The organism is Pacificispira sp., assembly GCF_965228185.1.
In the GTDB taxonomy this organism is placed as follows: Bacteria; Pseudomonadota; Alphaproteobacteria; order UBA8366; family Aestuariispiraceae; genus Pacificispira.
Window position 1 is genome coordinate 126,187 of sequence record NZ_CBDDHE010000004.1, and the last position, 9,525, is coordinate 135,711.

Genomic DNA, 9,525 nt, shown 5'->3' on the forward strand with positions numbered 1-9,525 from the left:
AATGATCGTTTTTGCGACATGCCGCAATTGCAGAATTAGCAGGGGATCCGTGCGGTTTTGGCATGGCACGCGCACGGCGTGTTCTATCCTATTTGCGGCATCTGACGGTATCTGGGGACCGGAAATGCAAAACCCCCACCGCGGTCACCCGGGCGGGGGTTCTTACAGGTTCGGCCGGCCCTCAGGGAAAGGCGGGTCGAACGGCAGACAGAGGGGTCTTAGCGACCGGCGACTGCGCTTTCGATTTCCGTCCGCGTCAGGCCGATATCGGCCAGTTCGCGATCCGTCAGCGACTGCAGCTGAGCGACCGCTTTACGGCGCTCCATGTAAGCCGCGACGCGGTTTACGATGCCGGTCAGTACGGCAGGAACGGCGAAAGAGCCGACTTTCGTCGGTTGGGCGCTGCGGGCGGCGTCGAGTGTGGTTACGGCCATTTGGCTTACTCCAACTTCAAGTTATTGGAACCGGGCCGTTGCGTTGGGGGAACGTCGCGTCCCGGCGATTGCGCTGGAAATGGCTGTCGCCGGGACATTTCACAATTGCATAAAGGGCAGGGTCGCCGTGCAAAAATCGAATACCGCACTGCAGCATGGCGAGTGGAGTGCGGATGATCGGGGGCGGATGGGATGATCATCCGCCCCAAAACGATCAATCAACCGCGCGGCAGGTTTTTGCCTTTCTTGCATGGCCGTCATAGGCATCCAGCATGCGTTCAACCCATCCATGGACCGCGTCATCGGCATCGAAAAGCGTCAACTCGGTCACACAGCGCAGCCATTGGACCACCCCGAACAGCATATGGTCGGAATAGAGTGGCGAATCCCCGCCGACAAAGGGTTGATCGTCCAGCATCGCCCGAACCGGACCCAAGGTCGTACGGAAAGTTTCCAGGCGCGCCGCCGGGTCGCCGCAGACGTCCTCCAGTTTCTTGCCCAACCGCGCTTCCCGCGTCTCGCGGAAATACGTCTGATCTTTTTCGTCCAGCCGGGACCAGACCGGTAGGACTGCCATTGGAGCAGCCGCGCCGTATACCGTGGAAACGTATCGACGGAAGAACACGATTCCTGACTTTCCGGCGGGGCCGCCGAACAAGCTGGGCCGATCCGGGTAGGTTTCTTCCAGATAGTTCGCGATTGCCCAGGAGTCATGGACCGATTTGCCGTTATCCTTGATGACCGGCACCAGCTTCTGTCCGGAAAACGCGATCGCGTCTTTTTCGGTGAAGCGCCATGGAACGGAATTGAAGGGCAGGTCCTTGTGAACCAATGCCATCCGGGTCGGCCAGACGCTCGGGCTGAACTTCAGGTCAGGGTCTTTGCCGCGCAGTTCAAATAGATCGATCGTCATTCTGCTCTCCCGCAAGTCAATATGGAATGATCGTTCCAATATATGGGTTGGACGTCCTGTGTAAAACGCTAATCGGATGCGACGTCGCCCCGGCTACCGATTTGTGATACTATTCTGGAATTCGTGAGGACGCAGGCGTTGACCTCGTCGGCGGAAATCGTTATGAACCCGCCCGTCCGGCGCACCGGACCTCCAATGGGGAATAGGTTAACGGTAGACCCACGGACTCTGACTCCGTTAGTCCTGGTTCGAATCCAGGTTCCCCAGCCACTTAGAAAGCCGCGCCAATGCGCGGCTTTCTTTTTGTTTTCAATGCGTTAATCGGATTGTCGCCATCCTAAATTTCAACGCGCTCTTGATAATCTCCAGATTTGGGTACACTTTTCGGTACACAAATCCGGGAGAGAGGGTCGCGGATGGGGTATGAAAAATCTCACCTCGTGCTTGAGGGTGGGGTCTGGAAATTTCGCCGGCGCGTCCCGGTCGACCTGGTCGACGTGCTGGGGCGGAAACAGATCAAGCGATCTCTGAAAACAAAATCCCGGGATCTCGCTGCGACCCGGGCGGCCGCCCTCGATGCGGAAATCGAGGCGCAATGGGCCTCACTTCGCGCCGGTGCCATCGCCTCGGCCGAAGATGACCGGATGGCCGAATTCGACGCCGCGGTCAGCCTGGCGCGCTCAATCGGCTATGAGTACCGGCCATCGTCCGTTCTAGCTGCGGCAGCGACAACGGAGGAATTGCTTGGGCGGATCGAGGCGGCGGTGATCGCCGGCGCCGCGCGGCCGCAATCGCACCTGGTCGCTGCGGCTGTCCTGGGCGCCGTGGATCAGCCGGCGCTGACTTTCGATCGCGCCTTTGGCAAGTATCAGGAAATGACCCGTACGGAACGGCTGGCCTATAGCGACGATCAGCGCCGGCGGTGGCTTAATCCGCGGCTGTTGGCACTGCGGAACTTCAAATCGGTTTGCGGTACACCGACCCTCGACCAGATCGACCGGAACCTGGCGCTGAAGTTTCAAGAGTGGTGGCTCAACCGGATCGAGGATGAGGGGTTGACCGGTAATGCGGCCAACAAGGATATCGGTCATCTCCGAAAAATTTTCGGGACCGTGAACGATAAGCTTCGGCTGGGGTTGGAGAACCCATTCCACCGCCTGTCGGTGCCGCAGCTCGCCAAGGAAACGCGGGAACCGTTCGAGACGGCTTTCATCCGCGAGCGCATTCTGACGTCCCCGAAGCTAATGGAGCTGAATGACGATGCGCGATGGTTGATCTTCATGAAGGCAGATACGGGCGCGCGTAACCGTGAGCTCTGCGGTCTTGATCCGGAGGCCTTGGAAATTCGCCTGGACGCTCCGGTGCCGTTCATCGATATTCGGCCAAACAGGTTTCGGGATTTGAAGGTCGCTCACACGAAGCGGCAGATCCCACTTGTCGGTGCGGCCCTGGTCGCCGCAACGGCAATGCCGGCGGGCACGGCACGTTATCGGGAATCGCCGGATAGCGCGTCGGCCGTAATCAACAAATTCCTACGCGCACACGGCATGCTGCCGAGCGATCAGCACACCCTAAACTCGCTGCGACACAGTTTTGAGGATCGTCTGACGGCCGTCGAGCCGCCGGACAAGGTGCAAGCGGCGCTGATGGGGCACAAGTATCACCGGCCGCGATATGGCGCGGGGCCGAGCCTGGCACAGAAAAAGACCTGGCTCGATCGGATTGCGTTCACCGGGCTTACATTTTGACGGCCGCCGGTGTTAGCGGTTCTCTTTCTCGTGCAGCGCGTCGATCAAGCGGATAACTTCGTTACGGATAATAGGGTCTTTGATCTCCTGCAGCTTCCGGCCGGCCGCCGTCGCCCGGCGTGTCAGATCTGCTTCCTCCTCACTTTCCTCGGCTACATCCAGGTCTTCGAAAAACCAGGAAACGGGTAACGTGAGGGCGGTAGCAAACTCAAAGAGCCGCGATGCGCCGATCCGGTTGACACCCTTTTCGTATTTCTGCACCTGCTGAAAGCTAATTCCGACTGTCTGCCCCAACCGTTCCTGATTCCAGCTTTTGGCTAGGCGGGCTTCCCTGAGACGGCGGCCGACATGTTGGTCGATGGGGTGGGGCAAGGGGGTCGCTTTCGCTAGAAGGGTATCGGGTCGATTACCTTTAGTAGCGTCGCTGGCTTCTTCTGACAATCCTATGGGGTTGTGCGCTTATCAGTTGCGCCGCGCGTTGCAGTAATGATGCGTAAGGCGAAGATTGTCGATGTGCCAGGTTCCCCCAAACCGTCGCCGGATGATGTGATCCAGTGTTGGTGTGTTCCCGTCGAGAATGTTTCCGTGTTTTGGCCGTATAAGGTCTGGGTGCGGCATGTCTTCGCCACAAATGGCGCATGTCCCGCTCTGCCGTTCGAACAGAATTCGCCGCAACTCTTGTTTGTTTCGCGAGCTCGGGCCGGCCACCAATCAGACGCCCCTTAGTTGACGGCGCCGAACCGTTCACGGAACGACTGCATCGTCAGATCTTTCATGGCCTCCGCGATCTCGTTCGAAATGATCGCCTGATCGCTTGGTGTGGCATTGTCGCGGGTGCCATTGGCGGTCAACATGGCGGCCGCCGCCAGCAGGATAAGGACCGCATCCTCGCCTGTTCCGCCGTTCGCCAGCGTCTCCCGGAAAATTACTAAGCCAAGTTCACGGGCGTTATCGGTGATCTGGTCATCGGGTAGCGTCGGCATGCGGGCTCCGATTATGCGTTCAGCTTCGCAAGCGCTTCGGCCTGCTGGGCTTTAGTGAATGAGACGACAAGGCCGATGCGGTCCTTGACCCGGTGCGGCCGAACGTGGGTGACGTCGTCGAATTCCAGGGGCAGGTCCTCATGGTGCGCGGTCGAGAACCGCACTCCTTCGCTAATGGTGGCAAGTGCCCCCAGATAGATCCCGCCGTCCTTCGACCGGATATCGTAGAGGTCGCCGTCGAACACTTGGACCGCGAAGAAATCGAAGAACCCTTCCGGGCCGGGTTGTGTGACTTTGAATTTCATGCCCTTGGGCCTCCATTACGATTTGAGTTTGAGCGTCGTGCAGGCGATATCCGGGAACGAAAGTTCGCCCTCCTTCGTCTCGATCACGACCGTGTCAAAGCCGATATCCCGCGACCACGTCCCGCGCGCCTGCACAAACTCGTGACGCTCGCCGGCCATATGGCAAACGATCCTGGTGAACTGTTCCGGTTTGGGCGCTTTCGGTTCACGCTCACACGCGGACACCAGAACGGTCAGGATCGTGATAACCATCAGATTGCGCATGTGTCGCTCCTTTATGCCACGTCGCAGATGTCGATGGGGTCGCCATGAAGGGCGCCCCTCAACTCGTCCAGATCAATGCAGATCGAAGTCGCCATTAGCGCCATCAGCTCCGGTTCTTCGCCGTCGCGCGTCAGGATGTGAACTGGCTTCCCACGGCCCGCGAACCATCCCGCTTCAAGGTGCGCGCTGCGGCCGCACGGAAGTAGCAGGACGCAGCAGTCCGCCCATTCCATAGCCCGCAGATCGTTCATGTATCCGCGCGCCGCCTGAGGGTGCGTCACAAGGTGCCGGCGGTATTCCTCGGCGGTCCAGGCCTGCCAGTTCGGATCAATGTCCGACCACTGGAAGCCCCGGTGAGTGTGGAACGGGCGCCGGAAGTCGTAGACGTCGTGCCCCTCCGCGCGGAGTTCGTTGACGATGTGCGGCTGCTTCTCGTTGCGCCACGATGAGGCGAGATAGATCTTCATTGCGTCGAAATCTCCGTTTGTTCGGTGTTGGCGGGTTGGGCGCGATTTAGTGTTTCCTGGAGCCGTCCGATGCGGTCGTCAGGGTCTTTCTCCCAAAGCGCGCTGTCGGGAAGGCGGCAGTAGTCCAGCAGCTTTCTGCTCGACAGAACGAGGCCGTACGGATGGGCTTTCAAAACAGTCGGGTGGGCGCAGTAGTGGCCGTCCGGGTCCCAGCCCCAGAACTTACAGTTCCGGCACGTTTTCTCTTTGTCGCTCATGGCTGTCAGGCCTCCTTTATGCCGCGACCTGGCGCGGGTCGATCTGCCGGCGCCGGTTGTTCGGGCCATGCTCCACGACCAATTGAAAACCGAGAAACGAATAGCCCCGGACCGTGCCGTGCCGCACGTTTCTCCCGTGCCGCCAACAGACCGTCGATCCGACTGGATACTTCTTCTCGACAGCCTCGCGCATCGCCAAGGTAGCCTTTTCGAATTCGTTCAATGCGAAAGTGTATTGGTCCATCAAACGCTCCTCAGTTGACAGGCTCATAGACGACTTGCCGGATTTCCCGTCGCCTGATTCCCAATGTGGCCAGAACCCGATCCGGCACCGGGCGGCGGCGGTTCACGATCTGTGAGGCGTAGGGTTCGGACAGGCCGTTTTGAGCGGCCCAGGCCTTGAGCGATCCGGTCGCCTCCACCGCAGCTTTCAGTCGCTCCATGACCGTTTCCTCGTCCACCGGATTGGGCCTCGTTTATGCTTGGGTCTTGGCGGTGTGGCGGGTGTCCACCTTGGGAACACCGATAAGCCGCGCCTTCTTTGCGTGGTTGACCAGAGTGTTGGCGAGCGCGATGGCCTGCTGTGGGTCCATACCGACCCATGCGACAGGGTTCCCAAAGTCCAGCACGACCTTTCCGTTTCGGCTTCCGACCGCAAACGCGATCTCGCCTTCATCGTCCTTGGAAAGTTGTCCGCCGGGGAATTCTCCGGTCGCGCCGATAGACGCTTTTCGGTGCAGCTCTTTTGCGCGCTCACGGCCAAGAGCCTCTTTCATCTCCCGCATCCTTTCGGCGGTTTCTTCGTCGTAAGCGCCGAACGGCTCGTCTCCATGATGTCCCATCGTGTTTCTCCTTCTAGGGTTTTCGGTTCCTGGCCTTCGCAGCCGACCGCCGCTTCTTCGCCAGCTTCTCCAGTTCGGCCATAACCTTCGGGTCTTCGGCCTTTCTCAGTGCCCGGCGCACAGTGCTTTCGCTGGTGCCGACAAGCCGCGCCACGTCCGCCATGGTGACGGTCGGGTCTTCCAGCATCTTCTGGGCAAGCTTGACCTGGGTGGCGTCCAGCGTCGGCGGGCGGCCACCACGGGCGCCGCGAGCGCGGGCCGCTTTCAGCCCGGCCTTGGTCCGTTCGGAGATGATATCCCGCTCAAACTGAGCGACCGCCGCCAGCACGTTGAAGATCAACATGCCGCCCGCTGTGGTCGTGTCGATCGCGTCAGTCAGGCTTTTCAGGTGGATGCCGCGCCGGTTCAGTTCCGCTGCAATCGTGACCAGTTCCACGATAGACCGGCCAAGCCGATCCAGCTTCCAGATTACCAGTGTGTCGCCTTCGCGGAGCGCCCGCAGGCAGTGTTGCCATTGCGGCCTGTTCGTCTTCGCCCCGGACACAAACTCCTGATAGATGTTCCCTTCCTCAACGCCCGCTTCTATGAGCGCATCGATCTGCGGTTCCAGGTTCTGGTCCGTGGTCGATACCCGCGCGTATCCGATCTTCATTCCTGTCACTCCCTGATTGTCAAAATCCCGTAAAAACGGAATTCCGAGAATGGGCATAGCGGTGACAGTTTTGCTAATCGTGTTCATAAGTCGTTGATCTTCTTAGGCGCGCGGGCGCGTTTCCTTCGGTTGTCGTCAGGCCGTTTTAGCCATCATTGCGATAGGTGAGGTTGTTCACCCCTCGGTGTTCTGCGGTTTCGGGCCGTCCGGATGGTCAGTTCCCATACCTTCGGACCCGTTGACGGACGTAAAATTCCGCCGCACGCCAGGGACACGGACACCGGCGCCATCCCAAAACTCAATCCGGACAACGCCGCGCCGGTGCATATCCACCAGCCGAGCGGCGGTTGTTTCGCGTGCCTCCCGATCCTGCCCGGCCACTGCCGATATTACGGCGGCGACCGGCGTTGCTGACACGCCGGACAGTTTCGATACGATGCGGTCGAGGCGATCCATGCTAGATGCCCCCCAGCTGGTCGGCGGGGGTGTAACCGTTGGATATATCGCTTTTGATTTCGCGGAGGGATGATCCGTCGCGCGGCATGCCATTGACCCACCAGCGGCCACGGATGCCGCGTTCGACATTGTAGGCGCGCCCATCGTCGCGTGTGATCCTGTACTTTCCGCGCGCCTGTTTCGTGGTTCGGATTTGCTTCGGGAACCCGTCAAGCATCATTCTCGCTCCTGTCAGAAACGGACCCGGTTGCTCGCTCCTGCGCCCTCACGCGCCAGATCAGAACTTTGATCAGATCGGAGTTCGATAGAATGTCGATGTCGGGATGGTCCCGAACGTCTTCGAGGATCTCCAATAGAGAACTTAGGTCAGACATCTTCGCCTCCCGTGCATTTGCCCGACAGTTCAACGTGCAGATCGCCAAGTATGCGTCGCGCCTCGTCTAGGCTAGCAGCGCTAAACAGCGGTTCGCCTTCTGCCTTCTCAACCCACCAACGCGCGCCTTGGCCCCACACCGGCTTGTGCTCTGTATCCTTGGCGATATGGAGGTTGGTCCCTTCGACACGGTAACGACCGGCGGCGATTTTCGTGGTCTGCATCGTCGTTCTCCCGAAGGGGCGGCTTACGCCGCCTCCTTCTGTTCGCGGTCGGCGCTTAGGACTGGCGCCATGGAGTATCGCCCGAGGGGGAAGCAGAACTCTGTGCCGGCGCCGACCTTAATGGTGCGGCGTTTCGTGTTGCCGCGGCGATCCGTCAGCCAAACACTTGACTGCGAGCGGCGCTCAACCGTGAATGTCCAAATGCAGTCGTGATCGCAAACGCTGCGGCAGTAGTAGGTCTTTCCGGTTTCAAAGGTCGTGGTCATCGATTTCGGTCCTTGCGTTTCGTGTTTCGATGAATTAAGCGTAATGACATTAAATGCGCATTGCAAGGATAAAATGTAATGACAGAAAAAAGAGGTCGGGGCCGGCCGGCGGGCAGCACGAAAGACGATGCCAAGACGGCGCTGTTGCAGATCCGAATGTCTGCGGAGGAGCGGGCGGACTTCATCCAGGCGGCGGAGCGCGAAGGATCGAATGCGTCCGACGTGACGCGCGGCCTGATAGCCAAATGGATGAAGGGGCGCCATTAGGCCAGTCACTGTTCCAGGCCTTCGAAGTCGCGCTTACCGGACGGTGTTTTGTTCCTTGACAGTATGGGCAAATGCCCATATTTTCTATGTATCGAAACAGGGGCATCGCGCCCCGCGACACAGGAGATTTTCCCATGCTCGTTCTCGTCACAGAAACCGTGGGCAACCCCGATTTTCGTCAGGACAACACGCTCCCGCTCGCCCATGCGCCAAGCATTCGGCAGCCGGTGGCGGATCAGGATGAGGCGGTCGCCGCGTTCTCCGCATGGCGCGACCGTCACGATGTCGGTTGCGGCAATCTGCGCCGGGCCGACATTATGGATGGCAACACGGTTATCGCCCGTCTGTCCTACAACGGGCGCGTCTGGCCCGTCGTGGAGGCGTGACGCCCGATGAATCCCGACGATATTCGGCAGGCCCGGCATGCGCTGTGCCTTTCCGTTGCCCAGATGGCGACGTTGCTTGAAACCGATCCGCAGACCGTGCGGCGCATGGAGATGTCGAGCGACCGCGCCACAGCGCGCGCCCCTGCGGCTCGCATGGTTCGCTTGCTCCGCGCCTATCTGGATGGATGGCGCCCAGCGGATTGGCCTGAATGATCCGGTCATTTCCCCATGCCTTCGGTGTCGCGCTTGTCCAACGCTCTAGTCTTCATCGAGTTCCTCGTTGAGCCTTTCCCGCTCTTCGGACGTGAGCGGCTCAAACATCAGAACGCTCACCGGCGTCGTGCTGGTGATCGGTGCGCCGTAGATCTTCTCTAGGCGCTCCGTCAGCCATGCCTTCGGCGATTGCTTCTGGTTGCTGTTTCGCCATCCGTGATTGTCAGAGCCGAAGTGATCCGCCATCGTCTCGAATGGACCGTATGCCCAGCCAACAATCTTGAGCGCGATGTCGGCTTTATCTCCATCAATGAAGATCTCGGGGCACGGGTAGTTGTGCGGGTCGATCTCGCCGCACCGCTCCATCGCCATCGCCCATTTGTCTCCAATCCGGAACGTGTTGAAGGGAATTTCCAGGTTCCCAACGCCGGACCAAGGGAAGTTTGTTTCGCTGACAAATTCGATCTTCATATCC

Annotated in this window: 22 protein-coding genes and 1 tRNA gene; 5 read left to right on the forward strand and 18 right to left on the reverse strand. The window is 59.6% G+C overall.

Going from position 1 to position 9,525, the window contains the following annotated elements; all coding sequences use genetic code 11:
- Window positions 1-218: 218 nt before the first annotated feature.
- A complete protein-coding gene (locus ACO06O_RS08730; protein ID WP_421878327.1) occupies window positions 219-434 on the reverse strand; it encodes a DUF1127 domain-containing protein in 216 nt (71 codons plus the stop codon).
- Between the two features lie 214 nt (window positions 435-648).
- Window positions 649-1,347, reverse strand: a complete 699-nt coding sequence (locus ACO06O_RS08735) for a glutathione S-transferase family protein (RefSeq protein WP_421878329.1) — start codon at window positions 1,345-1,347, stop codon at window positions 649-651.
- A gap of 196 nt (window positions 1,348-1,543) precedes the next feature.
- Between ACO06O_RS08735 and ACO06O_RS08740 the strand changes: the two genes are divergently transcribed.
- Together ACO06O_RS08740 and ACO06O_RS08745 are read left to right on the forward strand one after the other, a co-directional pair.
- A tRNA-Gln gene (locus tag ACO06O_RS08740) sits at window positions 1,544-1,617 on the forward strand.
- 146 nt (window positions 1,618-1,763) lie between these two features.
- On the forward strand, window positions 1,764-3,095 hold the full coding sequence (locus ACO06O_RS08745) for a DUF6538 domain-containing protein (protein ID WP_421878331.1): 1,332 nt from the start codon (window positions 1,764-1,766) through the stop codon (window positions 3,093-3,095).
- 12 nt (window positions 3,096-3,107) lie between these two features.
- On the opposite strand, the gene ACO06O_RS08750 is transcribed toward ACO06O_RS08745, so the two are convergent.
- The 15 genes from ACO06O_RS08750 to ACO06O_RS08820 all read right to left on the reverse strand — a co-directional run bounded on the left by ACO06O_RS08750 (window position 3,108) and on the right by ACO06O_RS08820 (window position 8,184).
- Window positions 3,108-3,467, reverse strand: coding sequence for a helix-turn-helix domain-containing protein (locus tag ACO06O_RS08750; RefSeq protein WP_421878333.1), 360 nt, complete (start codon window positions 3,465-3,467; stop codon window positions 3,108-3,110).
- Window positions 3,468-3,557: 90 nt separating this feature from the next.
- A complete protein-coding gene (locus tag ACO06O_RS08755) occupies window positions 3,558-3,713 on the reverse strand; it encodes an HNH endonuclease (protein ID WP_421879100.1) in 156 nt (51 codons plus the stop codon).
- A gap of 104 nt (window positions 3,714-3,817) precedes the next feature.
- A complete protein-coding gene (locus tag ACO06O_RS08760) occupies window positions 3,818-4,078 on the reverse strand; it encodes a hypothetical protein (protein ID WP_421878335.1) in 261 nt (86 codons plus the stop codon).
- A gap of 11 nt (window positions 4,079-4,089) precedes the next feature.
- On the reverse strand, window positions 4,090-4,383 hold the full coding sequence (locus ACO06O_RS08765; RefSeq protein ID WP_421878337.1) for a hypothetical protein: 294 nt from the start codon (window positions 4,381-4,383) through the stop codon (window positions 4,090-4,092).
- Between the two features lie 15 nt (window positions 4,384-4,398).
- Window positions 4,399-4,647: a hypothetical protein gene (locus tag ACO06O_RS08770; protein WP_421878339.1), complete on the reverse strand. Its 249-nt coding sequence runs from the start codon at window positions 4,645-4,647 to the stop codon at window positions 4,399-4,401.
- Window positions 4,648-4,658: 11 nt separating this feature from the next.
- On the reverse strand, window positions 4,659-5,114 hold the full coding sequence (locus ACO06O_RS08775; protein WP_421878341.1) for a hypothetical protein: 456 nt from the start codon (window positions 5,112-5,114) through the stop codon (window positions 4,659-4,661).
- Window positions 5,111-5,371, reverse strand: coding sequence for a hypothetical protein (locus ACO06O_RS08780; RefSeq protein ID WP_421878342.1), 261 nt, complete (start codon window positions 5,369-5,371; stop codon window positions 5,111-5,113). The genes ACO06O_RS08775 and ACO06O_RS08780 overlap by 4 nt, the downstream gene beginning before the upstream one ends.
- Window positions 5,372-5,387: 16 nt before the next feature.
- Entirely contained in the window at window positions 5,388-5,615 is a 228-nt protein-coding gene (locus tag ACO06O_RS08785) for a hypothetical protein (RefSeq protein WP_421878343.1), read from the reverse strand.
- Window positions 5,616-5,625: 10 nt separating this feature from the next.
- Window positions 5,626-5,814, reverse strand: coding sequence for a hypothetical protein (locus ACO06O_RS08790; protein ID WP_421878344.1), 189 nt, complete (start codon window positions 5,812-5,814; stop codon window positions 5,626-5,628).
- A gap of 33 nt (window positions 5,815-5,847) precedes the next feature.
- Window positions 5,848-6,213 carry a hypothetical protein gene (locus tag ACO06O_RS08795; RefSeq protein WP_421878345.1) on the reverse strand — a complete coding sequence of 122 codons (366 nt, stop codon included), beginning with the start codon at window positions 6,211-6,213 and terminating at the stop codon, window positions 5,848-5,850.
- Between the two features lie 13 nt (window positions 6,214-6,226).
- The gene (locus tag ACO06O_RS08800) at window positions 6,227-6,865 is read right to left on the reverse strand and encodes a recombinase family protein (RefSeq protein ID WP_421878346.1); all 639 of its coding nucleotides are present in this window, start codon (window positions 6,863-6,865) and stop codon (window positions 6,227-6,229) included.
- A gap of 174 nt (window positions 6,866-7,039) precedes the next feature.
- Window positions 7,040-7,321 (reverse strand): hypothetical protein, encoded by a 282-nt coding sequence (locus tag ACO06O_RS08805; RefSeq protein ID WP_421878347.1) that lies wholly within the window; start codon window positions 7,319-7,321, stop codon window positions 7,040-7,042.
- Window position 7,322: 1 nt separating this feature from the next.
- Complete coding sequence (locus ACO06O_RS08810; RefSeq protein ID WP_421878348.1) at window positions 7,323-7,541, reverse strand: hypothetical protein; 219 nt, start codon at window positions 7,539-7,541, stop codon at window positions 7,323-7,325.
- A gap of 146 nt (window positions 7,542-7,687) precedes the next feature.
- Window positions 7,688-7,918, reverse strand: a complete 231-nt coding sequence (locus ACO06O_RS08815) for a hypothetical protein (RefSeq protein ID WP_421878349.1) — start codon at window positions 7,916-7,918, stop codon at window positions 7,688-7,690.
- A 23-nt stretch (window positions 7,919-7,941) separates the two neighbouring features.
- Window positions 7,942-8,184, reverse strand: a complete 243-nt coding sequence (locus ACO06O_RS08820) for a hypothetical protein (RefSeq protein WP_421878350.1) — start codon at window positions 8,182-8,184, stop codon at window positions 7,942-7,944.
- 78 nt (window positions 8,185-8,262) lie between these two features.
- On the opposite strand from ACO06O_RS08820, the gene ACO06O_RS08825 reads away from it, so the two are divergent.
- The 3 genes from ACO06O_RS08825 (at window position 8,263) to ACO06O_RS08835 (ending at window position 9,050) form a co-directional block, all read left to right on the forward strand.
- The gene (locus tag ACO06O_RS08825; protein ID WP_421878351.1) at window positions 8,263-8,451 is read left to right on the forward strand and encodes a hypothetical protein; all 189 of its coding nucleotides are present in this window, start codon (window positions 8,263-8,265) and stop codon (window positions 8,449-8,451) included.
- A gap of 134 nt (window positions 8,452-8,585) precedes the next feature.
- Window positions 8,586-8,837: a hypothetical protein gene (locus ACO06O_RS08830; protein ID WP_421878352.1), complete on the forward strand. Its 252-nt coding sequence runs from the start codon at window positions 8,586-8,588 to the stop codon at window positions 8,835-8,837.
- 6 nt (window positions 8,838-8,843) lie between these two features.
- Window positions 8,844-9,050, forward strand: a complete 207-nt coding sequence (locus ACO06O_RS08835; RefSeq protein ID WP_421878353.1) for a hypothetical protein — start codon at window positions 8,844-8,846, stop codon at window positions 9,048-9,050.
- Between the two features lie 45 nt (window positions 9,051-9,095).
- Here the strand turns inward: ACO06O_RS08835 and ACO06O_RS08840 are convergent, their stop codons facing one another.
- The gene (locus tag ACO06O_RS08840) at window positions 9,096-9,521 is read right to left on the reverse strand and encodes a hypothetical protein (RefSeq protein WP_421878354.1); all 426 of its coding nucleotides are present in this window, start codon (window positions 9,519-9,521) and stop codon (window positions 9,096-9,098) included.
- Between the last annotated feature and the right edge of the window lie 4 nt (window positions 9,522-9,525).

Coding starts and splice junctions, on each gene's coding strand:
- ACO06O_RS08745 (WP_421878331.1), top strand. CDS start 1,764: ATGGGGTATGAAAAATCTCACCTCGTGCTTGAGGGTGGGGTCTGGAAA.
- ACO06O_RS08735 (WP_421878329.1), bottom strand. CDS start 1,347: ATGACGATCGATCTATTTGAACTGCGCGGCAAAGACCCTGACCTGAAG.
- ACO06O_RS08825 (WP_421878351.1), top strand. CDS start 8,263: ATGACAGAAAAAAGAGGTCGGGGCCGGCCGGCGGGCAGCACGAAAGAC.
- ACO06O_RS08830 (WP_421878352.1), top strand. CDS start 8,586: ATGCTCGTTCTCGTCACAGAAACCGTGGGCAACCCCGATTTTCGTCAG.
- ACO06O_RS08755 (WP_421879100.1), bottom strand. CDS start 3,713: ATGCCGCACCCAGACCTTATACGGCCAAAACACGGAAACATTCTCGAC.
- ACO06O_RS08835 (WP_421878353.1), top strand. CDS start 8,844: ATGAATCCCGACGATATTCGGCAGGCCCGGCATGCGCTGTGCCTTTCC.
- ACO06O_RS08780 (WP_421878342.1), bottom strand. CDS start 5,371: ATGAGCGACAAAGAGAAAACGTGCCGGAACTGTAAGTTCTGGGGCTGG.
- ACO06O_RS08790 (WP_421878344.1), bottom strand. CDS start 5,814: ATGGAGCGACTGAAAGCTGCGGTGGAGGCGACCGGATCGCTCAAGGCC.
- ACO06O_RS08800 (WP_421878346.1), bottom strand. CDS start 6,865: ATGAAGATCGGATACGCGCGGGTATCGACCACGGACCAGAACCTGGAA.
- ACO06O_RS08765 (WP_421878337.1), bottom strand. CDS start 4,383: ATGAAATTCAAAGTCACACAACCCGGCCCGGAAGGGTTCTTCGATTTC.
- ACO06O_RS08820 (WP_421878350.1), bottom strand. CDS start 8,184: ATGACCACGACCTTTGAAACCGGAAAGACCTACTACTGCCGCAGCGTT.
- ACO06O_RS08730 (WP_421878327.1), bottom strand. CDS start 434: ATGGCCGTAACCACACTCGACGCCGCCCGCAGCGCCCAACCGACGAAA.
- ACO06O_RS08810 (WP_421878348.1), bottom strand. CDS start 7,541: ATGATGCTTGACGGGTTCCCGAAGCAAATCCGAACCACGAAACAGGCG.
- ACO06O_RS08795 (WP_421878345.1), bottom strand. CDS start 6,213: ATGGGACATCATGGAGACGAGCCGTTCGGCGCTTACGACGAAGAAACC.
- ACO06O_RS08840 (WP_421878354.1), bottom strand. CDS start 9,521: ATGAAGATCGAATTTGTCAGCGAAACAAACTTCCCTTGGTCCGGCGTT.
- ACO06O_RS08785 (WP_421878343.1), bottom strand. CDS start 5,615: ATGGACCAATACACTTTCGCATTGAACGAATTCGAAAAGGCTACCTTG.
- ACO06O_RS08770 (WP_421878339.1), bottom strand. CDS start 4,647: ATGCGCAATCTGATGGTTATCACGATCCTGACCGTTCTGGTGTCCGCG.
- ACO06O_RS08805 (WP_421878347.1), bottom strand. CDS start 7,321: ATGGATCGCCTCGACCGCATCGTATCGAAACTGTCCGGCGTGTCAGCA.
- ACO06O_RS08760 (WP_421878335.1), bottom strand. CDS start 4,078: ATGCCGACGCTACCCGATGACCAGATCACCGATAACGCCCGTGAACTT.
- ACO06O_RS08815 (WP_421878349.1), bottom strand. CDS start 7,918: ATGCAGACCACGAAAATCGCCGCCGGTCGTTACCGTGTCGAAGGGACC.
- ACO06O_RS08775 (WP_421878341.1), bottom strand. CDS start 5,114: ATGAAGATCTATCTCGCCTCATCGTGGCGCAACGAGAAGCAGCCGCAC.